21 protein-coding genes are annotated in these 23991 nt (G+C 62.6%); 1 reads left to right on the top strand and 20 read right to left on the bottom strand.

The window, feature by feature from the left end:
* Window positions 1–95: 95 nt before the first annotated feature.
* The 5 genes from curA to NKI66_RS17935 all read right to left on the bottom strand — a co-directional run bounded on the left by curA (window position 96) and on the right by NKI66_RS17935 (window position 5937).
* The gene (curA, locus tag NKI66_RS17955) at window positions 96–1115 is read right to left on the bottom strand and encodes an NADPH-dependent curcumin/dihydrocurcumin reductase (RefSeq protein WP_023809067.1); all 1020 of its coding nucleotides are present in this window, start codon (window positions 1113–1115) and stop codon (window positions 96–98) included.
* 24 nt (window positions 1116–1139) lie between these two features.
* Complete coding sequence (locus NKI66_RS17950; protein WP_352752445.1) at window positions 1140–2462, bottom strand: LLM class flavin-dependent oxidoreductase; 1323 nt, start codon at window positions 2460–2462, stop codon at window positions 1140–1142.
* Window positions 2463–2628: 166 nt separating this feature from the next.
* On the bottom strand, window positions 2629–3711 hold the full coding sequence (locus tag NKI66_RS17945) for an amino acid ABC transporter permease (protein WP_352675945.1): 1083 nt from the start codon (window positions 3709–3711) through the stop codon (window positions 2629–2631).
* Window positions 3708–4856 (bottom strand): amino acid ABC transporter permease, encoded by a 1149-nt coding sequence (locus tag NKI66_RS17940; RefSeq protein WP_352752443.1) that lies wholly within the window; start codon window positions 4854–4856, stop codon window positions 3708–3710. Before NKI66_RS17940 ends, NKI66_RS17945 begins: the two co-directional genes overlap by 4 nt.
* Before the next feature lie 58 nt (window positions 4857–4914).
* Entirely contained in the window at window positions 4915–5937 is a 1023-nt protein-coding gene (locus NKI66_RS17935; RefSeq protein WP_127293017.1) for an amino acid ABC transporter substrate-binding protein, read from the bottom strand.
* Between the two features lie 179 nt (window positions 5938–6116).
* On the opposite strand from NKI66_RS17935, the gene NKI66_RS17930 reads away from it, so the two are divergent.
* Window positions 6117–6353 (top strand): hypothetical protein, encoded by a 237-nt coding sequence (locus NKI66_RS17930; protein WP_352752441.1) that lies wholly within the window; start codon window positions 6117–6119, stop codon window positions 6351–6353.
* Between the two features lie 28 nt (window positions 6354–6381).
* Here NKI66_RS17930 and NKI66_RS17925 read toward each other — a convergent pair whose 3' ends face one another.
* The 15 genes from NKI66_RS17925 to NKI66_RS17855 all read right to left on the bottom strand — a co-directional run bounded on the left by NKI66_RS17925 (window position 6382) and on the right by NKI66_RS17855 (window position 23896).
* Complete coding sequence (locus tag NKI66_RS17925) at window positions 6382–7401, bottom strand: isopenicillin N synthase family dioxygenase (protein ID WP_352752439.1); 1020 nt, start codon at window positions 7399–7401, stop codon at window positions 6382–6384.
* A gap of 2 nt (window positions 7402–7403) precedes the next feature.
* On the bottom strand, window positions 7404–7742 hold the full coding sequence (locus NKI66_RS17920; RefSeq protein WP_023809074.1) for a hypothetical protein: 339 nt from the start codon (window positions 7740–7742) through the stop codon (window positions 7404–7406).
* Entirely contained in the window at window positions 7739–8530 is a 792-nt protein-coding gene (locus NKI66_RS17915) for an ABC transporter ATP-binding protein (protein WP_023809075.1), read from the bottom strand. Before NKI66_RS17915 ends, NKI66_RS17920 begins: the two co-directional genes overlap by 4 nt.
* Window positions 8524–9525, bottom strand: a complete 1002-nt coding sequence (locus tag NKI66_RS17910) for an ABC transporter permease (protein ID WP_128302599.1) — start codon at window positions 9523–9525, stop codon at window positions 8524–8526. The genes NKI66_RS17915 and NKI66_RS17910 overlap by 7 nt, the downstream gene beginning before the upstream one ends.
* 11 nt (window positions 9526–9536) lie before the next feature.
* The gene (locus NKI66_RS17905) at window positions 9537–10571 is read right to left on the bottom strand and encodes an ABC transporter substrate-binding protein (RefSeq protein ID WP_352553664.1); all 1035 of its coding nucleotides are present in this window, start codon (window positions 10569–10571) and stop codon (window positions 9537–9539) included.
* 60 nt (window positions 10572–10631) lie between these two features.
* A complete protein-coding gene (locus NKI66_RS17900; protein WP_023809078.1) occupies window positions 10632–11957 on the bottom strand; it encodes an O-acetylhomoserine aminocarboxypropyltransferase/cysteine synthase family protein in 1326 nt (441 codons plus the stop codon).
* Window positions 11958–11986: 29 nt separating this feature from the next.
* Window positions 11987–13039, bottom strand: coding sequence for an isopenicillin N synthase family dioxygenase (locus tag NKI66_RS17895; protein ID WP_127292874.1), 1053 nt, complete (start codon window positions 13037–13039; stop codon window positions 11987–11989).
* A gap of 175 nt (window positions 13040–13214) precedes the next feature.
* Complete coding sequence (locus NKI66_RS17890) at window positions 13215–14852, bottom strand: dipeptide ABC transporter ATP-binding protein (protein ID WP_352628349.1); 1638 nt, start codon at window positions 14850–14852, stop codon at window positions 13215–13217.
* Window positions 14849–15691: an ABC transporter permease gene (locus NKI66_RS17885; protein WP_352628347.1), complete on the bottom strand. Its 843-nt coding sequence runs from the start codon at window positions 15689–15691 to the stop codon at window positions 14849–14851. The genes NKI66_RS17890 and NKI66_RS17885 overlap by 4 nt, the downstream gene beginning before the upstream one ends.
* 4 nt (window positions 15692–15695) lie before the next feature.
* A complete protein-coding gene (locus NKI66_RS17880; RefSeq protein ID WP_352628345.1) occupies window positions 15696–16673 on the bottom strand; it encodes an ABC transporter permease in 978 nt (325 codons plus the stop codon).
* An 18-nt stretch (window positions 16674–16691) separates the two neighbouring features.
* A complete protein-coding gene (locus tag NKI66_RS17875; RefSeq protein WP_023809083.1) occupies window positions 16692–18269 on the bottom strand; it encodes an ABC transporter substrate-binding protein in 1578 nt (525 codons plus the stop codon).
* A 238-nt stretch (window positions 18270–18507) separates the two neighbouring features.
* A complete protein-coding gene (locus tag NKI66_RS17870) occupies window positions 18508–19500 on the bottom strand; it encodes an ABC transporter permease (protein ID WP_023809084.1) in 993 nt (330 codons plus the stop codon).
* 4 nt (window positions 19501–19504) lie between these two features.
* On the bottom strand, window positions 19505–20470 hold the full coding sequence (locus tag NKI66_RS17865; protein WP_352752434.1) for an ABC transporter permease: 966 nt from the start codon (window positions 20468–20470) through the stop codon (window positions 19505–19507).
* Window positions 20463–22109, bottom strand: a complete 1647-nt coding sequence (locus NKI66_RS17860; protein WP_352752432.1) for a dipeptide ABC transporter ATP-binding protein — start codon at window positions 22107–22109, stop codon at window positions 20463–20465. Before NKI66_RS17860 ends, NKI66_RS17865 begins: the two co-directional genes overlap by 8 nt.
* Before the next feature lie 29 nt (window positions 22110–22138).
* Window positions 22139–23896: an ABC transporter substrate-binding protein gene (locus tag NKI66_RS17855; protein ID WP_352752430.1), complete on the bottom strand. Its 1758-nt coding sequence runs from the start codon at window positions 23894–23896 to the stop codon at window positions 22139–22141.
* Between the last annotated feature and the right edge of the window lie 95 nt (window positions 23897–23991).

The following is a 23991-nucleotide window of genomic DNA, read 5'->3' as shown; positions in this document are numbered from 1 at the left end:
TCTAACTCCTTGTTTTAACGCAATCCGGACGGAAAAGCGTTTCACACTTTTCCTGAAATTGCTCGAGGCAGCCCCGACTGATCGTTGCGCAGCAACTATTCCGCGATACGCACGATCAGCTTGCCGAAATTCCTGCCTTCGAGAAGGCCAAGAAAGGCCTGTGGCGCATTTTCGATGCCATCCACGATATCTTCCCTGTATCGAACCCGGCCGGATGCTATCCAGTCGGCCATCTCGCGGTAGAAGGCCGGGCGCTGGTCGACAAATTCGCGCTGGATGAAACCCCTGATCGTCAGGCTGCGGTGCAGCACTTGCTGCATCAATGTCGGCAACCGGTCGGTGCCGGCATCCGCGATGACGTTGTACTGCGCGATCAGCCCGCAGACCGGCACACGCGCAAACTCGTTCAGCAGCGGAAACACCGCGTCCCAGACAGGACCGCCGACATTCTCGAAATAGATGTCGATGCCGCAGCTGCAAGCTGCCTTCAACTGCTCGGCAAAATCGTCGGCCCGGTGATCGACGACCGCGTCAAAGCCCAGCTCGTCTCGCACGAAGGCGCACTTTTCGGCACCGCCGGCAATGCCAACGGCACGCGCTCCCTTGATGCGCGCGATCTGGCCGACGGCCGACCCGACCGCACCGCTGGCGGCCGCCACGACGACCGTTTCGCCAGGCTTCGGCTGTCCGATGGTGAGCAGACCGGCATAGGCGGTGAAGCCCGGCATTCCGAGCACACCCAGTGCGGTCGTGATGGGCGCCGCCGCGGGATCGAGCTTGCGCAGCCCGACACCGTCGGACAATGCAAAACTCTGCCATCCGGAGTGGGACAGGACGATGTCGCCTTCAGCAAATTCCGGATGGCGAGAGATCATCACACGCGCGACGGTGCCGCCCTCCATCACACCGTCGACATCGACCGGCTTGGCATAGGATTTGGTGGCGTTCATACGACCGCGCATATAGGGATCGAGCGACAGATAAAGGATCTGCAACAGCAGTTCGCCCTCTCCCGGCTGGTCAAGGTCAACCGTCTCGATGCGGAAATGATCCGGCTTCGGCCGGCCTTGCGGTCGCGCCGCGAGCACGATGCGGGTGTTGGACTGGATTGACATGGAGACCTCTCCGCGAAGGATGTTCTACTCGAAAAACCGGTTGGGCGGCCGCTTCAGGCCGAGATTCTCGCGCAGTGTCGACCCCTCATATTGCCGCCTGAAGATGCCTCGCCGTTGCAATTCCGGCACCACTTTCTCGGCAAAATCATCGAGCCCTGCCGGCAGGTAGGGAAACATGATGTTGAACCCGTCGGAGCCCTCGGCAACCAGCCATTCCTCCATCTCGTCGGCGATTGTTTCAGGCGTGCCGACAAAAGCAAGCCCGGAATAGCCGCCCAGCCTTTGCGCAAGCTGCCTAACGGTCAGGTTCTCCTCGCGCGCCAGTTCGATGACGCGCTCGCGGCCACTCTTCGAGGCATTGGTCTCGGGGATTTCGGGCAAGGGCGCGTCGGGATCAAAACCGGACGCATCATGTCCGATCGCGATCGACAGCGAGGCGATGCCGCTCTCGTAATAGACGAGGCTGTCGAGCTTAGCCCGTTTGGCCTGCGCGTCCTCGACGCTGTCGCCGACCACGACAAAGGCACCGGGCAGGATTTTGATGTCGTCGCGCGAGCGGCCAAGTTTCTCCGCACGGCCTTTGACGTTGGCGAAGAAACGCTGCCCCGAGGCGAGATCGGCATGGGCGGCGAAAATGACTTCCGCCGTTTCGGCAGCCAGCTGTCGCCCCGCCTCCGAGGCGCCGGCCTGGACGATGACCGGCCAGCCTTGGATAGGCCGCGAGATGTTGAGCGGACCGCGCACCGAAAGATGCTCGCCCTTATGGTCAAGCACATGCAGCTTTGCGGGGTCGAAATAGAGCCCGCTTTCGGCGTCGCGGATGAATGCATCGTCGGCGAAGCTGTCCCACAGGCCGGTGACGACATCGTAGAATTCCCGTGCCCGCCGATAACGCTCATCATGCTCGACATGCTCGTCGAGGCCGAAGTTCAGCGCCGCGTCAGGGTTGGACGTGGTGACGATGTTCCAGCCGGCGCGTCCGCCGCTGATATGGTCCAGCGAGGCGAAGCGGCGGGCAACATGATAGGGCGCGTCGAACGTCGTCGATGCGGTAGCGACCAGCCCGATATGGTCGGTGACGGCGGCGAGCGCCGACAGCAGCGTGAATGGCTCGAACGACGTGACAGTGTGGCTGCGCCGCAGCGCCTCGATCGGCATGTTGAGAACGGCCAGATGGTCGGCCATGAAGAACGCGTCGAATTTCGCCGCCTCCAGCGTCTGGGCGAAGCGTTTCAGATGCGCGAAATTGAAATTGGCATCGGGATAGGCGCCCGGGTAACGCCAGGCGCCGGTGTGCAGACTGACGGGGCGCATGAAGGCGCCGAGGCGCAATTGTTTTCGTGTCATGTGGCGGATATCTCGGACGTTGGAGATTGAACAAATCTCGACGAGGATCGACCTCCATCAAGGCACGGGGAAGGTATTGCGTTCCCCCGCCACGCGCTTCCGCAGCATTCGCTTCCCCGCCGCCAGCGCAAAATGGCACAGCGCTCCGCCGGCGAGCTTTATGGGCTCAGTGTCGCTGCGACCGGCGCAGATATGTCTCCAGCCAGAGGCTGTAGCGTGAGCCGCCGAAGCACAGCACGAAATAGATCAGCGCAGCGAACAGATAAGCCTCGTCGTAGTAGCCGAGCCACTGCGGATCGGCCGCCGAGGATCGGGCCGCATTGAGCAGGTCGAAAATGCCGATGACGGCAAGCAGCGATGTCGCCAGCAGGAAGCCGATCGCCAGATTGACCATGCCGGGAATGACCAGACGCAGCGCCTGCGGCAGGACAACGAGCTGCATCGTGCGCCAATAGCCGAGGCCAAGCGCAGTCGCGGCCTCGTGCTGGCCCGCCGGTATCGCCTGGAGGCCGGCACGAACGACCTCGGCGACATAGGCCGACCAGAACAGCGTGATCATGATCATCGCCCGGACATTCTTGTCGATCAGCTGGCCATTCGGAATGGCCATTGGCAGGATGAGCATCGCCACATAGAGGATGGCCACCATCGGCGTGCCACGCATCAGTTCGATAAAGGCGATCGCAAGCGTGCGCAGGCCGCCCATGCCGGAACGCCGCGCCAGGGCGAGCAGGATCGCCAGCGGCGTCGCCAGTCCGAAGCAGACCGACCATACGAACAGCGTCACGGCCAGCCCGCCCCACTGGTTCGATGGGACGGCGGGAGGCACCAGCGTGCCGGACATCAAGATCCAGCTGGCGACGATGACGACAGGCCAGGCGACGAGCAATCCCTTGCGCCAAAATCGCGGCTGAGCGGTGATGACGAGGAGCCCCAGCAGCAGCACCATGACGACGAGCGGGCGCCATTGCAGCGCCGGCGGATAGAAGGCGAACAGGATGAAGCGGAATTTCGCCCCCACGAACGCCCAGCATGCGCCGTTGGCGAGTGCACAGTCGGCTGAGGTTCCGGTCCATGTCGCGTCGAATACGCCCCAGCGCAGCAGTGGCGGTACGATCCAGCCCAGCAACGCCACCGTAACCAGGGTGATGACTGAATTGAGCGGGGTGCCGAAAAGCCCGATCTTCAACGTCCGCAGCGTTGCCGACGATCGCCACGGTCGTAGGTAAACAGCGTCGGAGATGCTCATGTCCTCGCAATTCCTCTGAGAGCGACACGCCGGTTGTAGTGGTTCATGGCGGCCGATACGGACAGGTTGATCGCCAGATAGATGCCTATCAGCAGTGTCAGCGCTTCCAGCGACTGCCCGGTCGTGTTGGCGGTGGTGTTGATGATGCTGACGAGATCAGGGTAGCCGATGGCAACCGCAAGGCTGGAATCCTTGGTCAGGTCCAGGTAGCTGGACGTTGTCAGCGGCGTGATGACGCGCAAGGCCTGCGGCAGCACGACGAGCCGCATGATCTGGCCGCTGTGCAGGCCAAGCGCCCGGGACGCTTCCCATTGGCCACGGTCGACCGACTGGATGCCGGCTCGCACGATCTCGGCGATTGCCGCCGAAAACTTGACCACCAGGCCCGTCAACAGTGCCGTGAATTCCGGCGTCAGATTGTAGCCGCCGCGAATGTTGAAGCCAGCCAGCGCCGGTATCTCCCAGCTCGCACCGGCTCCGGTTAGAGGAAAGGTCAGCACAACGCTAGCCAGCAGCCCCGCGGTTGCGATGCCCAGCCGCCTGGCAGGCAAGCTGCCCTCGCGCCGCGCCCTCCAAAGGAAAGCCATATAGGCCAAGGCGAGGCCGACAAGCAGCCAGAGCGTCGGCGCCGACACACCATGAAAGGCGAGCCCGGGAACGAACACGCCCCGGTTGGTGAGGAAGAAACTGCCGAAGACCGAGAGCGCCTGGCGTGGCGAGGGAAACGATTTTGCCAGCGAAATCCAGAAGAACAGCTGAAGCAGAAGCGGCGTGTTGCGGACGATCTCGACATACCAGCGCACGAGCGCGGCCAGCAACAGATTGCCTGAGAGGCCGGCAACACCGAGAGCAACGCCGAGGATCGTGGCGAGCAGACATCCAAGCGCTGCCACGGTCAGCGTGTTCAGAAGACCGGCCAGGATCGCGCGCGCATAGGGGTCGCCCGCCCTGAAGGCGATCGGCGCCTCGCCGATCTCGAAATTCGCCGGCCTGCCGAGGAAGTCGAACCCCGGCGTGATGCCGATGCGCGCCATGGTCGCGGCGGTGTTGTGGCCGAGCAGCCAGAACAGGGCGATGACAGCCGCGATCACCGCGATCTGGGTCAGCGGCCAGTCGCCCCACCACCTGGACAACTTGCGTAACATGCCGGGTCCGTCTGGACCCGGCACGGTTTCGTCCGTCAATGACATTGGCTGAAGGGTCTCAGCGGAACGGCGGTGAGTACAGCAGACCACCGTTGGTCCACAGGCTGTTGTAGCCGCGCTCCCAACCGAGCGGTTTCAGGTTCCGGTCATAGATTTCGCCGTAATTGCCGACGGTCTTGACGATATTATAGGCCCATTTCGGATCGAGGCCGATCGCCTGGGCGAGCGACGGGTCTACGCCGAGAAAGCGCTGGATGGCCGGATCCGGCGATTTCAGGAACTCGTCGACATTCTTGCTGGTGATGCCCCATTCCTCGGCCTGGATGGTTGCGTTGACCGTCCAGTTGACGATTTCGAGCCAGCGGTCGTCGCCACCGGCGATTGCCGGTGCGAGCGGCTCCTTCGACAGCCGCTCGGGCAGGATAATGTAGTCATCGGGCTTCTTCAGCTGGGTGCGCTTGCCAACGAGATCGGACGAGTCCTGCGTGATGGCGTCGACGCGCCCTGTCTCCAGCGCGTTGATGAATTCGCCGGTATCCTCGATCGTCACCGGTGTGAACTTCTTGCCGGTCTTGCGGAAGAAATCGGCGATGTTCAACTCGCCGGTCGTACCGCTCTGAACGCCGATCGTGGCACCGTCCAGGTCGGCAGCCTTGGTGACGCCGAGGTCCTTGCGCACAAGGATGCCCTGGCCGTCGTAGAAAACCGTCGGACCGAAATGGAAGCCGAGCTGGAAGGCACGCGTGATCGTTACCGTCACGCCCGACAGCAGAATGTCGAACTCACCGGCCTGGAGCGCCGGCAGGCGCTGCTGCGGCGAAGAGTTGGTGAACTCCACCTTGTCCGGGTCGCCAAAGACAGTGATCGCCAGGGCGCGTCCATAGTCGGCGAAGAAGCCTTGCCAGCGACCGTTGCTGTCCGGCGAGAAGAAACCGGGTGTCGTGCCGACACCGACCTTGATGGAGCCACGCTCCTTGATCTTGTCGAGCGTCGGGCCCGCATAGGTCGCGGTCGAAAACAATCCCGCCGCCACCACCAGCGTCGTCGCCAGTGCCGTCCTCCAACCGGCGCCAAGCCGCATTGCAATCGTCATGTCAGTCAACTCCTGAGGTTCATTGTTGTCAGCCGATCGCGGAACGTCCCCCGCTCTGTTCGACTGCCCCGAAGTTAACTCTATAATTTTTGTATACTAAGGAACGGCAATCCATTTTTTTGCCTGTCCGGAAAGCAGATTGCTTCGAAAATGCACATTGGCGGCGAATGCGAACCGCGCTGTTCCCGAATGGATTGCTATGCGAAGGATATGTTCGCGCCGCTGAAGATGGAGATCGCGCAGCAAAAAATGGCCGGGCTCGAATACGGCCCGGCCAAAAAGAAGGTCAAAACCTTCAGAGGGGAACACCGTTCGGCGAAATGGGAGGAAACCGCCGAACGATTTTACCTTTTTGGGCTTCTTTCGAAGCCTTGGCGACGAATGGCATTCCAAAAAACAAGTGAAACGGCAAAAATTCGTGCGCCGCTGAGCTCACGAACCCGCCATTCCGGTCTCGAGAATATCGGCATAGTGGCGGCGTGCCACGTCCGGATGGGAACGCAGCCGGCTTTTGAGCACATTGGTGCCGACATCGCGGAACAACGGGTTGTCGGGATCGCTTGCCGGTCCGCGCGCCTGCGCCGCCAGTTCCTCGGAAAGGCCGAGAAGCGGGATGGTCGCATCGAGCCGCGCGCTGAAGAAGAACGGGACGGAAATCCGCTCGACGCCGGCAGGCGGCGTCACGACGCGGTGCACGGTGGCCCGCAGATAGCCATTCGATGCCAGTTCGAGCAGTTCGCCGATGTTGACGACCAGCGTTCCCGCCAGCGGATCCACATTCACCCAGCTTCCGTCATATTCGACCTGCAGCCCCTTGTTGTCGTCCTGCAGCAGCAGGGTCAGGAAACCGCCATCCTTGTGCGCACCGACGCCCTGGTCGCCTTCTGTCGCGTCACGGCCGGGATAACGGACGATCTTCATGCGATGGTTGGGCGAGTCCCGGTAGATCGCGTCGAAGGCGCCCTCGGGCTGATCGAGCGATAGTGCGAAGGCCTTCAGCAGCCGAATCGCCACCGCGGTCGCCTTGGCCTGCCATGCGAGCAGTGCCGGCTTGAGCTCCGGCAGTGCAGACGGCCACTGGTTCGGCCCCTGCAGCCGTGTCCACGGTGCAATTCCAGGTCCCTGCGCTATGGGCTGGCGCTCGACGCCTAAATCGAGTTGCTCACGCCAATCGGCCGCGCCCCTGGTCAGTTCGCCACCGGCGCGGGTGTAGCCGCGGAACTGCTGGGATTTGACCATTTCGATCGCCAGCTTGTCGGCCTCCGGCAGCGCGAAGAACCGGCGCGAGGCATCGAGCACGTCGTCGATCTCCGAGGCGGAAATTCCGTGGCCGCTGAGGTAGAAGAAGCCAACGTCTCGCGCCGCCGTGCGCAGGTCCAGGAGAAAGGTACGATATTCGGAGGCACCTTGTTCGAGACGGCTCAGATCGAGCACCGGCACAATTCTGGGCATGGTCAGGTTCCTTCTTTTTTCTGCTTTGGATTTTGCATGAAGCTCCCCCACAGAAGCGCGAAGCTGGAAATGATCGCTCCGGCCCACAACAGTTCGGGCGAATAGCGCCGGATGCCGAGGAAATGCCAAGTCTTGCACAACGACATGGCAAGCGAGCAGCGGTCAGACGTCTGCAGCAGACATGGCAGGGTGCGCTCGATTGGAAATCCGGTGTTCGACATGACCTGTGCGTAGACGATCGCCCACCAGACGAGAGCAATGAGCGTCAGGACAATTCCCGCCGCTTCCAGCCAGCGCGGCGAAAACAGTTTTCTGACCGATGCCGACGTATTTTCGGTCATGCCGAGAACCCGAGAATCTCGAGGATGTGCTGGCGTTGGGCTACGATGCGCGGATCGTCACGCCGACGGGGGTAGGGCAGATCGACCGCGACCTCGGCCTTGATGCGTGCCGGGCGCTCGGTCAGCACGATGACGCGCCCGGACAACAGCAGCGCCTCTTCGACATCGTGGGTGACCAGAATGACCGTGTATTCGGCCTGCCGCCAGAGCGCCAAAAGCTCCTCCTGCATGGTCAGCCGGGTGAGTGAGTCCAGCCGGCCCAGCGGCTCATCGAGCAACAGCAGGCGCGGGTCGTTGATCAGGGCACGCGCCAGCGCGGCGCGTTGCGCCATGCCGCCGGACAGCTGGTGCGGAAAGGCGGAGGCGAAAGCCTCGAGCTTGACCAGGCGAAGCGCACCATCAATCCGCTTCTGACTGCCAGGCAGGACGCCGCGCGCTTCCGGCCCGATGGCGACATTGTCGCGAACGGTTCGCCACGGAAACAGCGTCGGGTCCTGAAACACCAGGACGCGCGACGGATCCGGTCTGGCGACGATTGTCCCGTTTGCCAGCACCTCACCGCTGCTTGGCCGTTCCAGCCCTGCCGCCAGCCGCAGCAGGGTCGACTTGCCGCAGCCGGACGGACCGAGCAGCGCCACGAACTCGCCTGGCGCCACGGCCAGGTCGATCTGGCGCAGCACCGGCAAGGGTTGCCCATCCAGATCGTACTGATGCGAGACGCCGTGAAAGTCGACGGAAAGACCGGCAGAGTTATCGACCGCGACGCGAGTGGTGCCGAAGGCTACCATTGTACGACACCCTTCTGCCAACCGAGCAGCCGGTCGCGCGCGACGAACAGCAGCTTGACCAGACCCGAGCAGAGCAATGCCATGACGATCAGCATCGCGTAGACGTTGGCGTAGGCCGAATAGGCCGTCTGGAACTGCAGATACCAGCCCAGACCGTATTTCGCGCCGAGCATTTCGGCGACCACCAGCACGGCAAAGGAATAATACAGCCCCATGAACAGGCCGACGAAGACATGCGGCAGAGCGGCCGGTATCGCCACGCGAAGAACCAGATAGCGGCTGCTGGCGCCAAGCGTACGCGCCACGTCGTAGAAGGAGCGGTTGACCGAGTTGACGCCCGACGCGGTCAGGATCGCGACCGGTATGCCGGATGCAAGCGCGACCAGGAACAGGCTCGCCTGGAACGTCGTCGGGAACAGGAAGAAGGTTGCCGGGATCCAGGCGCTCGCCGGCACGGGGCCGATCAGCTTCAGCACCGGCATGCCCCAATAGGCGAAGTTTTTGGACCAGCCTAGCGCCACGCCGCCGATGAAGCCGACAATGATGCCGCTGAAGAAGCCGATGGTCCACAGCCGCGCGGTGTAAGCGATGCAGATGAGGATGCGTTGCCAGTCGACGATATAGACATGCAGGAGGCCGTGCGGCGGCGTGAAGAATGGTTTCGGCATCCAGCCGAGCTTGGCGGTGATCAACTCCCAGACCGCGAACCAAAGGCCCAGCACAATCAGCCATGGACCGTAGTGCATCAGCCCGCGGCCAAATCCGCCAAGCTTTTCGACGCTGAATGCAAGACCGGCCAGGATCATCGCTCCGGCGACCAGCAGGGCGACGAAGACATCGCGGCTACCCCACGGAACGACATCGGGGAAGGCAATCGTGACAATGGCAGCGAGCAGCCAAGCCGAGGCGGCATAGAGCCCGTGCTTCCACACCGGCCCGGCAGAAGCGGAAGAAACACTCTTTTCGCCTGCGTCCTCGTCGATCGCTGCGCTCATCACCGCAACCGTCAGGCCAGAATGTCGACCGTCACCCGCTGCGCGAGTTCCGCCGGGTCGGTGGTGGGATCGAGCACCTTGATCAGCGACAGATCAGCGGCCGCATGCTTCACCTGATCCTGCAGATCCTTGCCGACCGGATGGTTGTGCAACACCCATGACGCAATCTCGTCGCGGATATCTTCAAAGGGGAAGCCCGGGTTGAGATTGTCGACGAACCACTTTGCCACCTCATCTGGATGCGCCGCGGCATATTCGTGGATCTCGATGTCGGCCTCGGCCAACCGCCGGATGGCATCCTTGTTGGCATCCAGGAAAGCCGAATTGACGCCAAGCACACAGCAGACTGCACCTTCGAACGAGCCCGTTTGCGTGTTGGCGACTTCCACAAGGTCGAACTTCTTCTTGTGGGAATAGGCCCACGGATCGAGATGCGCCAGCGCATCGGCCTGACCCTTGCCAACCGTTTCGCCGACCAGATCGAACGGCACGTTGAGCCAGTTCACATCATTTTCGGGATCGAGGCCTGCCTTGGCCAGCGCAACCTGGAAGGAGTGCTTTGGCGGGCTGGCGACGTCGTAGGAGACGATGGTCTTGCCCTTCAGACCTTCGAGCGTGGTGACGCCGGAGGCCTTGGACGCCAGCAGCCTTGTACAGCCGCCATGTGAGCCGACGAACAGCTTGACGTCCAGCCCCTGCTCCAGCGGCTTGATCCAGTCATAGAGCAAGCCGGCGCCGGCATCCGTCTTGTTGGTGGCGATCGACTGGATCAGCGTCTGGCCGCTGGCACCTTGATAGTAGAGTTCGATGTCGAGATCATGCCTGGCATAGATGCCCTTCGAAAGGGCGAAGGCGATCGGCGAATGGCAGGCCGCGAACTCGGTCCATGACAACCGCACCTTGGTCGCATTGCCGGCTATGGCGTAGCTGGTCGGCCTGGCGAGCAGGGCCACAGCCGCGGCGCCAACACCGAGTGTGCCGGCGGCGCGCAACACGCCGCGCCGCGAGATCTTCGATGTTGCCCCGATTTTCCTGCTGGAAGTCATTGTACCCTCCTGTGACCGGATCGATGTGGAGCCGACGATTTGTTCGCCAGCAGAAATGCCTCAGGCGGCCTTCAATTCGCGATCGCCGACGGCCTGATCGAGCGCCTGTTCAAGATCGCGAATGATGTCGTCAGGATGCTCGATGCCGACGGAAAGCCTGACATAACCGGGCGTCACGCCGGTCGCGAGCTGCTCTTCCGGCGAAAGCTGCGAGTGGGTCGTGGTCGATGGATGGATAGCCAGCGAGCGCGCATCGCCGATGTTGGCGACGTGATAGAGCAGCTTCAACCCGTTGATGAAGGAACGTCCAGCCTCGCGGCCATCCTTGAGTTCGAACCCGACCAGCGCGCCGTAGCTGCCCTGACGGAAATAGGCGTCGGCCCGGCGCTTGCTCTCGCCGCTTTGGTAGCGTGGGAAGATGACGTTGCTTACCTTTGGATGACCGCGCAGAAACTCCGCCACCTTGATGGCGTTCTCATTGTGTTGACGGAGGCGCAAGGGCAGCGTCTCCAGGCCCTGCAGCAGCTGGAAGGCATTGAACGGGCTGATCGCGGCACCGACGTCGCGCAGAAGCACGGTGCGGATGCGCAGTACATACGCCACCGGTCCAAGCGCTTTGGCCGCCTCGACCCAAACCTTGCCGTGATAGCTTGGATCGGGCTGGTTCAGCGTCGGGAAGCGTTCGGCATGGTCTTCCCATGGGAAGTTGCCGCCATCGATGACGATGCCGCCGATCGAGGTTCCGTGGCCGCCAATGTATTTCGTCGCCGAATAGACCACGACAGCCGCGCCATGGTCGAACGGCCTGATGCTCAGCGGTGCCGCGGTGTTGTCGACGATCAACGGCACGCCGAGCGACCGGCCGATGTCAGCGACTTCCTTGATCGGGAAGACTTGCAGCTTCGGATTGGGCAGCGATTCCGCATAGTAGGCGCGTGTCCGCGCATCGGTGGCACGGCGGAAATTCTCAGGGTCGGACGGATCGACGAACCGTACTTCCACCCCCAGGTGCTTCAGGGTCGCGGCAAAAAGGGCCCAGGTGCCGCCATAGAGATCGGTGGCGGAGACGATGTTGTCGCCGGCGCCGGCAAGGTTCAGCACCGAATAGGCTGAAGCCGCCTGGCCGGAGGACACAAGAAGGGCAGCAGCACCCCCTTCCAGCGCCGCGATGCGGGTCTCCAGCGCATCCTGCGTCGGGTTCGAGACGCGCGTGTAGATATGGCCGATCTCATCGAGGGCGAACAGCCGGTCGGCATGGCCGGTGTCCTGGAACTGGTAAGACGTGGTCTGGTAAATAGGTACGGCAACGGCGCCGGTGGCGGGATCGGCGCGCCAGGAGCCGCCGTGAAGGGCAAGGGTCTCGGGAGAAAGATTTTCCAGGGTCATTTATCGTTCCTTCCTGATGGTTGTGGCGGTCAAGCGACCGGGACAGCTTCGGCGCGTGCCTGGACGGCCAGCAGATCGGCGTGATGGCGCCGCGCGACGTCGGGATGCGAACGCAACCGGCTCTTCAGCGCGTTTTGCCCGGAATTGCGGTAGAGCGGATTCTGCGGATCGCGGGTGACCCCGTTCGCCTGCGCCTTCAGGTGCGGCGCCAAATCCAGGAGCGGAATCTCGGCATCGAACGGAGCGCCGAGGAAGAAGGCGACCGACAGCCGGTCGGTGCCGGCTGGCGGCGTTACGACCCGGTGCACGGTGGCCTTCAGGTAGCCATCGGTCGCCATTTCCAGCAGTTCGCCGATGTTGACGACAAAGGTGCCGGCGCGCGGCTCGGCGTCAATCCAATCGCCATCGGCGCTTTCGACCTGCAGCCCCTTCTGCCTTTCCTGCAGCAGGAGCGTCAGGAAGCCGCTGTCCTTGTGCGCACCGACGCCTTGCTCGCTTTCGGTCGCGTCACGGCCGGGATAGCGGATGATCTTGATGAGGTGGTTCGGCGTGCCGGCATAGATGGCTTCGAAAGCACCCTCATCCTGCTCCAGGACAATGGCAAAGGCTTTCAGCAGGCGCGTCGAAAGATCGGTGAGGCGATCCTGCCACTCCAGCAGAAGCGGCTTCAGCTCGGGCAAGGCGGTCGGCCATTGGTTTGGTCCCTGCAGGCGCGTCCAGGCCGGCAACGAGGCATTGCGCGGCAGCGCCGGTGCCTCCGAGCCGATGTCGACCTGCTCGCGCCAGTCCCTCTGGCCTTTCGTCAGTTCCTGTCCAATCCGGTTGTAGCCGCGGAAATGCGGCGAGTTGACCATCTCTATCTGGAGCTTGTCCTTGTCCGGCAAGGCAAAGAAACGTCGTGACGCGCCAAGCACATCGTCAATCAGCGATTGTGCGATGCCATGTCCGGTCAGGTAAAAAAAGCCAACATCGCGTGCAGCGCGCCGCAGTCCCTCGATGAATTCTTTGCGAGATGCCGGATCGGCTTCATAGCGGGAAAAATCCAGCACCGGAATCGTTTGTTTACCAGCAGAACTGCTCATTTCGACCTCTTGTTTGGTGATCGAAGCGTCGCACCGCAGGCGATGGAAACAAAGAAAACGCCATCCCTTTCGGTGGCAGGTGGGGAAATTCCAGTATCGCTCGGGCAAGACGGACAGCGCGTTTTTGTTAATTCTACAAGATTGGTAGATTTGCCCTGCGACCGGTATCACGCCTCTATTCCGCGGCGGCCCGGTCGATCTGGCTGCGGCTCCGCTCCCAGGACAGGCCTGGGACCGCCGCCAGCAGCGCACGCGCATAGTCGGATCCGGGACGTGTCAAAACCTGTTCGGCGGGACCGTCCTCGACGATCTTGCCGCTCTGCATGACGACGATGCGGTCGGCGATCGCCGAGGCGACACGAAGATCGTGCGTGATGAACAGCATCGACAGGCCAAGATCGCGTTTGATTTCCGCCAGAAGGTCGAGAATCTGCGCCTGTATCGAGACATCCAGGGCCGAGACCGGTTCGTCGGCGACGAGCAGGTCGGGCTCAAGCATGAGTGCTCGCGCCAAGCCAATACGCTGCCTTTGGCCGCCTGAAAAGGCATGCGGGAAACGATCGGCCGCACCGGGGTCAAGTCCGACGCGGACAAGGAGGCGGGACATGCTCTCCTCCGCCCTCTCGCGTGAAAGGCCGTTGACTATGGCGGCTTCGGTAAGGATGCGGCGGACGCGATGGCGCGGATTGAGGGAGGCGAACGGATCCTGAAACACCATCTGGATACGCGGACGTAAAGTGCGCTCCCGTGTCGTGCCGGCGAGATCGCCACCGTCGAAGCTCAGGCTGCCTTCATCCCAGTCGGCCAGTCCGACGACGCATTGGCCGAGCGTCGTCTTGCCCGAACCGGATTCACCGACGAGGGCGACCGTCTCGCCGCGCCCAATCGTCAAATTGACACCGTCCAGCGCCCTGGTGGCGGAAGCCTGCCGCCGCCAAGGCGCGCGGCGATCACGATAGGTCTTGGTCAGCCCGCGGACAACGAGAAACGGATCCCCTGCGTCCCGTCTTTGAATTGCACTGGTATGAAGAACCGGAACGGCTTCGATCAGGCGGCGTGTGTAGGGCTGCGATGGCGCTTCGAGGACGTCGTCTGCTCTGCCGCTCTCAATCACCCGGCCCTCCTTCATCACCATGACGCGATCAGCGATATCGGCGACCACGCCGATATCATGGGTGATGAACAGAACGGCGAGGCCGAGCCTTTCGCGGATTTCAAGGATCAGCCGCAGGATTTCCGCTTGCGTCGTGACGTCGAGCGCGGTGGTGGGTTCATCGGCGATCAGCAGGTCCGGATCGTTGGCGATCGCCATGGCGATCATCACCCGTTGCCGCTGTCCGCCCGAGAGTTGGTGCGGGTAGCGGTGAATGATCGTCTCGGGATCCGGAAGCCTGGTTGCCCGCGCCAGTTCCAGCACGCGAGCGGTGCGCGCCTTGCGGTCGCCGCCATCATGCGCGGCGAGCGCTTCCTCGATCTGGCGGCCGATGGTCAGCACCGGATTGAGCGCGCTCATCGGTTCCTGGAAGATGAAGCCAATGCGCTTGCCGCGCAGCAGGCGGAACGAAGCCTCGCTGATCCCGGCAATGTCGCGGCCATCGAAACGGATCGCACCGGCGGCGATCCGGAGCTGCTTGGCAGGCAACAGGCCGGCAATGGCCGCGGCCAATACCGATTTGCCAGATCCGGATTCGCCGACCAGGCAGAGCACTTCGCCACGATCGATACGCAACGACACGTCTTCGACGGCCAATGCTCGATCGGCGTGCTCCGGCAAGGCGATGGAGAGACCCGCGATCTCGACCAGAGCCGTCATGCGCGCCCACCGCGATTGCTGTTGCGAGGGTTGAGCCAATGGTTCAGGCAGTCGCCGACGAGGTTCAGGGAAAGAACGGTGAGGAAGATCGCTAGGCCCGGAATGGTCGACAGCCACCAGTTGACGCGAAAGGCGGTCCTGCCGGTGCCGAGCAGATAGCCCCAGGAGACGAACTCGCGATTGCCCAGACCAAGGAAGCTGATGCCCGATTCGATCAGGATGACGGTCGCCGTCATCAACGAAGCGGCAACGATCACCGGCGACAGCACGTTGGGAAGGATGTGCCCCCAGATGATCCGGGCAGTCGACAGCCCGCCAACCCGTGCCGCCCGCACGAAGTCCTGGTTGACGAGGCTCAGCACCTCGGCCCGGACCAGCCGGGCGATCTGCGGCCAGCTGACGATTGCGATGGCCAGGATGATCGAAGCCAGCGAAGGCGCGACGATCGCAACGATGACGACCGTCAGCAGGAAGCTCGGGATGGTCTGGAAGAACTCGGTGAACCGCATGGCGACGTCGTCGACCCAGCCGCCGAAATAGCCGGCGACAGCACCTATCGCCGTGCCGAAGGCGACGGCGAGCAGCGTCACCGCCAGAGCGATCAGCAGCGTGACCTGCGCCCCGTGGGCGATGCCGGCCGCAAGATCACGGCCGAGCATGTCGGTGCCGAACAGATGCCCCGGGCTGAAGGGCGGCAGGTTCGGACGGGCGACCATGCGCCAGGGGTCGCCCGGAAAGAGAACGCCGGCGAAGACCGCCATCAGCAGGATCGCAATCAGGATCAGCGCGCCGGCAACGGCGCCCGGATGCCTGAGGAACGAGCTTCGCAGAAGGGCCATGGCCTCAAGCCCCCAGTTCGATGCGCGGATCGGCGGCAACGTAGAGAAAATCCGCGACCAGATTGATGACGACGACGATTGCCGAGGTGATGAAGAAGATCGCCAGCAGGAGGTTGTAGTCGCGCTGCATGAGGGCATCGAAGGCGAGACGCCCGACGCCCGGCCAGGCGAACACCGTCTCGATCAGGATCGACCCGCCGATCAGTTGTCCGGCCTGCAAGGAGGCGAAGGTGATGATCGGCAGCAGCGCGTTCCTCAGCACATGCTGGCGCCAGATCAATCCCGGTTTCAGGCCCTTGGCCCTGGCGGTACGGACAAAATCGCGATCGAGCACGTCGAGCACCGAGGCGCGCGTCACTCGCATGTAGATGGCCATGTAGAACAGGCCGAGCGTCAGAGCCGGAAGAATGAGATGAACGGCGACATCCCCGACAAGCGAGAGATCCGACCCGCCCTCGCCTACCGTCTGCATGCCGTAGGACGGCAGCCAGTTCAGCCAGACCGAAAACAGCAGGATCGCCATCAGGCCGGTCCAGAACAGCGGCATGGCAAAGAACATCACCGAAATGCCGGTCAGCACGGTGTCGAGCAGACTGCCGGCGTGCCGGGCGGCGATAGACCCGAGCGCAATGCCGGTCCCCAACGCAAAGCCAAAGGCGGTCAATGTCAGAAGCAGTGTGGCCGGCAGCCTTTCCGCGATGATATCGATAACAGGACGCTGGTCGCGGTAGGATTGGCCGAAGTCGAGACGCGCCAGCGACTTGGTGTAGATCCACAATTGCTCGGGCACGGAGCGATCAAGCCCGAGATCGTGGCGCAGTTCCGCGACAAAGGCCGGGTCGGCCGCACCCTGGTCTCCGGCCAGGACGGATGCCGCATCTCCCGGTGCGAGGCGCAGCAGCACGAAGTTGAGCACGATAACCCCAAACAGGATGAGAACCGCGCGGGCGGCCCGTCCCGTCAGGAAGCCAAGACGATCCATCCTACCCAGCCCCGCCAGCTATTTCGCCAGCCAGACATCGGCGAAGTTTTCATCTGTGCCGAGACCGGTCGCGATCAGATTGTGAACCTTGGTTCGGTAGAGCGTCGGAAAGACGATGTCGTGCGTCCAGATGAGCGGCACGTCGGCGGAGATGATCTTCTGGGCTTGCGAATAGAGCGCCTTGCGCTTGTCGAAGTCGTTCTCATGGGCGGCGTCGGCCAGCAGTCTGTCGACCTCGGGGTTGGAATAGCCATGGACATTGCCGCCGGTCGTGCCCGCATTGTCGCCTTCGAGCGTGGTGTAGGCATAGCTGATGCCGATTGCCGGGTCGGGGGTGGTGTAGACAAAGTTTTCGGCAAGATCATAGTCGAAGGTGGTCAGCCGCTTGAACCAGCCCGGCACGTCGGTCGCCACGATGTTGACCTTGATGCCGACAGACGCCAGCGCCTCCCGGACATATTCCGCCTCGCGCTGCCACAGCTCGCCATAAGGCAGCGGAACGAACTGCAGTTCGAAGCGCACGCCGTTGGCGTCGGGCTTCAGGCCGGCCTCGTCGAGGATGGCGTTCGCCTTGGCCAGGTCGAATTCATATTTCGTTTCGACCGATGTGTCCTTGAACCGCGACAGACGCGACAGCGGGCCGTTGGTCTCGTGGCCGAATCCACCAAAGATCGTGTCGATGATGAACTGGCGGTCGATCGCATGCGCGATCGCCCGGCGCACCCGCGCATCGTCGAGCGGCTTGTGGCGGTTGTTGAGGTGGATGTAGCCGACCGGTTGAAGAAATTCCCAGCCTGCCTCGGTCAGTTGCACGCCATCGAGCCCGGCCAACCGCGTAATGTCGAAGTTCTCGACGTCGCCTGCGCGCAGCACATCCACCTGACCGGTTTCGAAAGCGATGGCGCGGCTGTTGGCGTCAGGGATGACGTGGAAGAAGATGTCGTTCAGATGGGGCTTGCCGGCATCCCAATAGTCAGGGTTGCGGACAAGGTGGATGAAGGACCCCTTCTTCCACTCGGCGAATTTGAACGGCCCGGTGCCGATGAACTTGCTGTTTGCCTCGGCGGTGCGAAAGTCGCTCACCCCTTCATAGAGATGGGCCGGCAGCACGGCGGTGTTGTGGACGTAGATAAAGGCTGGGTACGGCGCCTTGAGCGTGAACACCACGGTGTGGTCGTCCGGCGTGGCGATGCCCTTCACCTCCGCCAGGTTGAGTCGCGAGCGGGCCTGAAGTGCCGGCAGAAACTTCTGGAAGCTGAACACCACGTCCTTGGCCGTGAACGGCTGGCCGTCATGCCATTTTACATCGCGGCGCAGGTTGAAGGTGTAGACGAGGCCGTCATCCGAAATCGACCAGCTTTGCGCCAGGCGCGGCAGCGGCTTCAGATCGGCCGAATAGGTCAACAGGCTCTCGTAGATCTTGTTGCCGACATAGGTCGTCGGCCCGAGGCGATTGACGCCGATATTGACCGTCGGCGGCTCAGGCTGGACGATCAGGTTGAGCGTCCCGCCCGCCTCCTGTGCCGCAAGTCCGGTCAGCGTCAGAAGCGTGGCTGCCAGAGACAGCATGATGGTTCGCAACAGGCGGGAGATCATCGTGAATTCACCTTGTCGAGTAATTGATCGCGGAGCCTGAGATGTCGCTCCGCAGGAGAGTGTGGCTCCACCGAATGACGCGGCCGATCTGCTTGCGAATTGCGGTGCGAATTTGTGTAGTAAGATTATAGACGAAGGGGATTATGATAAGGGAACATGCTTCATCGATGTCAGCCAGAGCGAATATTTTTCCCAATATCCGTGCTGAAATGAGAGCGAATTGCCTGATGGCGGGCGGTCACGACAGGCTCGCCGGGTCGCGCCATCTGGTTGTGATGTCGACGGCGAAGGTGCAGAACACGAACGATGCCGCGGCGAAGATCGTCGTCCCGATGACGACCGGAAAATCGCCTTCAAGCGCCGAGTTGATCGCCAGCCGGCCGACGCCGTCCAATCCGAAGATCGTCTCCGTGACGATCGCCCCACCCATGATGACGGCAAGCTCCAGGCCACCCAGCGTGATCACCGGATTGAGCGCGGCCTTCAACGCATGATCGTAATAGACCCGCCATTCCGGAACACCCTTGGCGCGCGCCGTCCTTATGTAGTCCTCGCCCAGAACCTCAAGCATGCTTGCGCGGATCAGCTGCTGGAAAATGCCGATCTCGGCAAGTGCCAGCGTCAGCCACGGCAGGGCCAGATGCCGGGCCCATTCGAACGGATCTTTCGTCAGCGGCACATAACCGCTGCTTGGAAACCAGAAGACCCCATGGTTGGAGAGCTGGAAGAACAGGAAATAGGAGATCAGGATGCCGGAGAGGAACGTCGGCACCGACAGGCTCGCATAGGCGAAGCCCGATATCAGCCTGTCCAGCCAGGAGCCCTGCCGGCGCGCGGCAATCACGCCAAGCAGGATCGACAGCGTCATCCAAATGACGACGGCACCAAGGGCGAGCGAAAGCGTCACCGGCACCTTGGACAGGATGAGGTCTGTCACCGGTGTCTGCTTGCGGAAGGAGTAGCCCAGCGCCGGCGGCCAGTGAGCGATCCCCATCGGCGCGCCCTGGATGTCGGGGCCGCGGTAGAGATAGTACCACAACTGCAGATACCATGGCTCGTTGAGCCGCAGCGCGTGTGCTATGGCATCGATCGCCTGCTGGCTGGCGTTGCGCGGCGCCAGCATCGCGGCCGGATTGCGATAGGCTATGCGGGTGATGAAGAACGCGATCACCAGCACGATCAGCAGCGTCGAGAGCGCCCGGAAGATCAGCCCGCCTGTGTGCCGGATCATGGCGTCACCCGCTGCGGCGATGGGGGTCGAGGACGTTGCGCAGGCCAGCGCTCAGCGTGTTGAAGCCGGCCACAGTCAGAAACAGCGCGATGCCGGGTCCGAGCAGGAACCATGGCTGCAACTGGTAGAGGGATGAGCGCTGCGCCTCGGCGATCATATTGCCCCAGCTCGGCTGCGGCGCCTGCACGCCGACGCCGAGGAAGGAGAGCGTCGCTTCGGCGATGATGTTGGTCGGCAGTTGTACCGCCCAGTAGACCAGGATGACCGGCGCGATGTTGGGCAGGATCTCGCGCATGATGATCCTGGCCTTCGAGGCGCCGATCGTCTGCGCGGCTTCCACCAGCGGGCTGCGGCGCAGGACAAACACCAGGCCACGCGTCAGCCGGGCAAAGTAGGTCCAGGAAAACAGGGTTATGATCAGCACCACCACCAGGGAGGGCGCAACAAACGGCTTGCCATCGACGCCCCGGTTCAGCGACAGGAGGCTGAGCGCGGTGACGATGAACGGGAACGACAAAGCGACGTCCACCGCCTGCGAAATGACGCGGTCGACGCGACCGGCAAGAAATCCGCTGACGAGGCCGATGGCGGTGCCGATGATCATGGCAAGCGTGGTCGCCGGGATGGCGATGGCCAGCGATACGCGCGCGCCGTAGAGCGTTCTGACCAGCACGTCGCGGCCGTTGCCGTCGGCGCCAAGTGGAAATTCGAACGTGGGGCCACTCGGCAGTCCCATCTCGGTCAACGCCGTATCGCGGAACTGCTCCGTCAGCCCGTGCCCCAGCAGCCATGCGACCACTGGCGCCAGCAGCGCACCGGCGGTGACGAAGCCTATGATCAGCGCGCCGATGCGAAAGGACCGTTCGCGCAGCAGCGCTCGCAGAAGCAGCGACCTGTAGGAATTCACCACCTCGCCATGCCCCAGCAGGACGTGGTCCTGGACGGACGCCAGGGCACGGATCTCAGGCATGTGCGGCGATCCGCTCGGGAACCGGGTTGCGCCGCAGGACCTTGCCGGGGATCGCGTCTATCAGCCTGACCGTGTAGGGATGCCGGGGAGCGCCGAAGACACGGCCTGTCTCGCCGGCTTCCACGATGACGCCCTTCTCCAGCACGATGACGCGGTCGCACAGTTCCGACACGACGCCGAGATCATGCGAGATGAAGAGCAACGACAGGCCTCGCTGCCGGCGAATGGTCTGCAGCAGCCTGATGATCTTCGCCTGCGTCGTGATGTCGAGTGCCGATACCGGCTCGTCGGCGACGATCAGCGAGGGTTCGAGCGCGATGGCGCGCGCAATGGCGACACGCTGCCGCTGGCCACCTGAAAGCTGGGCCGGGAAACGATCCAGCACGTCGTCGGGAAGTTCCACGTCGCGCACCAGATCCTGCACGCGCCGGCGTATCGCCGCGGTGTCCAGTCTGGTGCCGATGATGAAGGGTTCCGCCAGAATGGACCGGATGCGCCGCCGCGGGTTGAGGCTTGCATAGGGGTCTTGAAAGATAACCTGTATGTCCGACCGCAATTGCCGGTCGATGGCGATGCCGCCGACACCCGGACGCGAATAGATACGCTCCCGCAGGGAGATGCTGCCCTCGTCCGGCCGGTCGAGCCCGGCGATCAGCCGGCCGATTGTCGACTTGCCGGAACCGGATTCGCCGACGAGGCCGACGATCTCGTTTTCGCGGACGGTGAACGAGATATCCGTGAGCACCGGCCTGATCAGACCGCCTGCGGCGGAGCGGCCTGCGAACGAACGCGCGATTGCCGAGACGGAGAGCAAATCGGGCATCGACGGCAGCGCCGGGAGTAGCGATGATCGCGCCGCGCGGGCCACCAGGCCGCCAAGCCGCGCCGCACCGAGCAGCTCCCTGGTGTAGGCTTGGCGCGGTGCCCTGTAGATCAGCTCGGCCGGCGCCTGCTCCACGACGTGCCCCGCGCGCATCACCAGGACATCGTCGGCAATGTCCGAAACGACGGCCAGATCGTGGCTGACGAAGATCATTGCCGTGCCGTGGTCCTGCTGGATTCGTTTCAGCAGATCGAGGATCGACGCCTGCACGGTCACGTCGAGCGCGGTCGTCGGTTCGTCGGCGATGATCAGACCGGGATTGAGCGCGATCGCCGCTGCGATCATCACGCGCTGGCGCATGCCGCCGGAGAACTGCCTGGGATAGTCGTTCACGCGGGCCGCAGGATCGGGGATGCCGACATCGGCCAGAAGACCGAGAACGCGCTGACGCAGCTCCCCGCGTCCCACCTTGCGGTGGGCGGTGATCGCTTCGGCGATCTGCTGGCCGATGGTCTTTAGCGGATGAAGGTTGCTGAGCGGGTCCTGGAAGATGAAGCCGATATCGGCGCCTCTCCGCCGGCGCAGGTCGCCGGCGGAGAGGCCCAGTATCTCATCGCCCTTGTGCAGCACGCTGCCGCGAACACTCGCCGCCGGTGGCAGAAGGCCGGTGGCGCCGAGCAGCGACACGCTCTTGCCCGAGCCCGATTCACCGACGATGGCAAGCGTCCTGCCCGGCTCGACGGAAAACGAGACGCCATGCACCACGTCCACGCCGCCGAACGCGACGCGCAGATCGGCGACAGAGAAGATGGGCACGCGCGCCTCCTTTTGCCGGTCCGGCCTTGCTACTGCTTGAGAGCGATGTTGGTGATGTCGGCATTGACCGCCAGCGACGACCACACCCAGTTGGCGAGGCGATCGGAAGTGACCACGACCTTGCGCTTCTCGAACAACGGAATCCATGGCAGGTCGGCGGAGACGAGCTTGTCGGCCTTGGTCCAGATCGGTCCCGGATCGTCGGACGGATAGGCCTGCGCCGCTAGCTTGTTGAGTTCCGGATTGCTGTAGCAAATGGCGTGGACGTTGCCGGTGCCGCAAGGTGCCGCGTCCGAATTCAGCCAGCCGCCAAGCAGCATGCGCGTGCTCGGTCCCTGCCAGTCCGGGGAGAATGTGCCGCCGAGGGACACGTCCCAGCGGCTCTTCGGATCCTGGATGAAGGCGTACCACTGCGTCGGCGGGATCGGGATCAGGTTGAGCGTGATACCCGCTGCTTCCAGATCCTCCTTCAGCGTCACGGCAATCGCTTCGAACTGCGCGTTGCCCCTGTAGATCGCGTCGAACGCAATGCCATTCGGATATCCCGCTTCGGCGAGCAGTTCCTTTGCCTTGGCCGGATCACCCCTGTAGCTTTCGGTCGGATACGGGTCGAACTTCTCGTAGCCGAGAATGGTCGAGGTGATGATCTGGGTGAGCGGCACCGCGCCGATCGAACCGGCCTGCGTCTGCGCCAGATGTTCGCGGTTCACCGCATAGGTCAGCGCCTGCCGGACCTTCAGCTTGCGCAACGCCTCGGCCCCGTCGCTCTTGACCTCCGGCCGCTGGTTGAAGGTGATGAAGTTCGCCGATCCACTGTTCGTCACATGGATGTCGGGGCTCTTCTGCGACAGGAAGCGCTGGATCGTCGGAATGGGCGGGATGTCGAGATAGAGCGACAGATCAGCCTCACCGGCGATGATCTTCTGGACGACGCTGTCCTCGCTGTTGGCGGTGAAATCGATATCGATCTCATCGGCATAGGCCTTGCGCGCCTGGTCGGACTCCGCCTTGAAATTCTTTGCCTTCTTCAGAACCAGCTTCTGACCCTGCTCATAGGTGTCGACATAGTAAGGGCCGCTGGACGGCAGGTTCTTGCGCGACTCCAGCGAGTCCGGGAAATATTTGGACGCGATCTCGGGCGCCACCGGGGACACGAAATTCATCGAAAGGATGTTGAGGAAGTCGTAGTTCTTGGTGTCCGACTTGATGACCAGCGTGTGCTCGTCGGGAGCCGAGACGCCGGCAATCTCGTGCGTGTCGGTGAAAGCCTTGGTCGCAGCGAGATCGCCTGTCGGCACTTTCGCGAATTCCTTGCAATAGTCGACGAAGCCGGAGATCACGAGGTTGAAATAGTTGATGGCGGCGACCTGCTTGTTGGGATCGCAGAAGCGCTTGACGCCATAGACGAAATCACTGGCGACGATCTTGCGCTCGATGCTGCCGGAGAAGAACACGTCGTCCTTCAAATGGAAGGTGTAGACCTTGCCGTCGTCGCTGATGTCCCAGGACTTGGCGAGATCCGGCACGAGCGTGGTGTCCTCCTTGAGGCCGGCTGGCGAGCCGGGATAGGTCACCAACTGGCGCGTTGTTGCGCGCAGGATTTCCCAGGAATCGATGCTGTAGCCGGTGAGCGGATCGAACGCATCGAGATCGGACTGGATCGAAGCAATCCGCAGGACCCCGCCATGTTTCAGATCTTCCGCTTGCGCGGATGAACCAAGAACAGAAATCGACAGAATGCCACCTGCAATTCCCAATAATAACTTACGCGCAACATGTGTTGTCATTACTTCTCTCCGATTATAAATAATTCTTCAAAATACCATTGCATTTAGCGAGCATAATTTTGAGATAAAATTACCCATTTTTCAAACACACTTTC

This window comes from Mesorhizobium sp. M0518, assembly GCF_040321125.1.
In the GTDB taxonomy this organism is placed as follows: Bacteria; Pseudomonadota; Alphaproteobacteria; order Rhizobiales; family Rhizobiaceae; genus Mesorhizobium.
Note: the sequence above shows the minus strand (reverse complement) of the source record. Positions and strands in the feature narration are given on the sequence as shown.

What these genes read in the sequence shown, in the direction of transcription:
- curA (WP_023809067.1), bottom strand. Translation starts at nt 1,115, where the DNA reads ATGTCAATCCAGTCCAACACCCGCATCGTGCTCGCGGCGCGACCGCAA.
- NKI66_RS17950 (WP_352752445.1), bottom strand. Translation starts at nt 2,462, where the DNA reads ATGACACGAAAACAATTGCGCCTCGGCGCCTTCATGCGCCCCGTCAGT.
- NKI66_RS17945 (WP_352675945.1), bottom strand. Translation starts at nt 3,711, where the DNA reads ATGAGCATCTCCGACGCTGTTTACCTACGACCGTGGCGATCGTCGGCA.
- NKI66_RS17940 (WP_352752443.1), bottom strand. Translation starts at nt 4,856, where the DNA reads ATGTTACGCAAGTTGTCCAGGTGGTGGGGCGACTGGCCGCTGACCCAG.
- NKI66_RS17935 (WP_127293017.1), bottom strand. Translation starts at nt 5,937, where the DNA reads ATGCGGCTTGGCGCCGGTTGGAGGACGGCACTGGCGACGACGCTGGTG.
- NKI66_RS17930 (WP_352752441.1), top strand. Translation starts at nt 6,117, where the DNA reads ATGCGAACCGCGCTGTTCCCGAATGGATTGCTATGCGAAGGATATGTT.
- NKI66_RS17925 (WP_352752439.1), bottom strand. Translation starts at nt 7,401, where the DNA reads ATGCCCAGAATTGTGCCGGTGCTCGATCTGAGCCGTCTCGAACAAGGT.
- NKI66_RS17920 (WP_023809074.1), bottom strand. Translation starts at nt 7,742, where the DNA reads ATGACCGAAAATACGTCGGCATCGGTCAGAAAACTGTTTTCGCCGCGC.
- NKI66_RS17915 (WP_023809075.1), bottom strand. Translation starts at nt 8,530, where the DNA reads ATGGTAGCCTTCGGCACCACTCGCGTCGCGGTCGATAACTCTGCCGGT.
- NKI66_RS17910 (WP_128302599.1), bottom strand. Translation starts at nt 9,525, where the DNA reads ATGAGCGCAGCGATCGACGAGGACGCAGGCGAAAAGAGTGTTTCTTCC.
- NKI66_RS17905 (WP_352553664.1), bottom strand. Translation starts at nt 10,571, where the DNA reads ATGACTTCCAGCAGGAAAATCGGGGCAACATCGAAGATCTCGCGGCGC.
- NKI66_RS17900 (WP_023809078.1), bottom strand. Translation starts at nt 11,957, where the DNA reads ATGACCCTGGAAAATCTTTCTCCCGAGACCCTTGCCCTTCACGGCGGC.
- NKI66_RS17895 (WP_127292874.1), bottom strand. Translation starts at nt 13,039, where the DNA reads ATGAGCAGTTCTGCTGGTAAACAAACGATTCCGGTGCTGGATTTTTCC.
- NKI66_RS17890 (WP_352628349.1), bottom strand. Translation starts at nt 14,852, where the DNA reads ATGACGGCTCTGGTCGAGATCGCGGGTCTCTCCATCGCCTTGCCGGAG.
- NKI66_RS17885 (WP_352628347.1), bottom strand. Translation starts at nt 15,691, where the DNA reads ATGGCCCTTCTGCGAAGCTCGTTCCTCAGGCATCCGGGCGCCGTTGCC.
- NKI66_RS17880 (WP_352628345.1), bottom strand. Translation starts at nt 16,673, where the DNA reads ATGGATCGTCTTGGCTTCCTGACGGGACGGGCCGCCCGCGCGGTTCTC.
- NKI66_RS17875 (WP_023809083.1), bottom strand. Translation starts at nt 18,269, where the DNA reads ATGATCTCCCGCCTGTTGCGAACCATCATGCTGTCTCTGGCAGCCACG.
- NKI66_RS17870 (WP_023809084.1), bottom strand. Translation starts at nt 19,500, where the DNA reads ATGATCCGGCACACAGGCGGGCTGATCTTCCGGGCGCTCTCGACGCTG.
- NKI66_RS17865 (WP_352752434.1), bottom strand. Translation starts at nt 20,470, where the DNA reads ATGCCTGAGATCCGTGCCCTGGCGTCCGTCCAGGACCACGTCCTGCTG.
- NKI66_RS17855 (WP_352752430.1), bottom strand. Translation starts at nt 23,896, where the DNA reads ATGACAACACATGTTGCGCGTAAGTTATTATTGGGAATTGCAGGTGGC.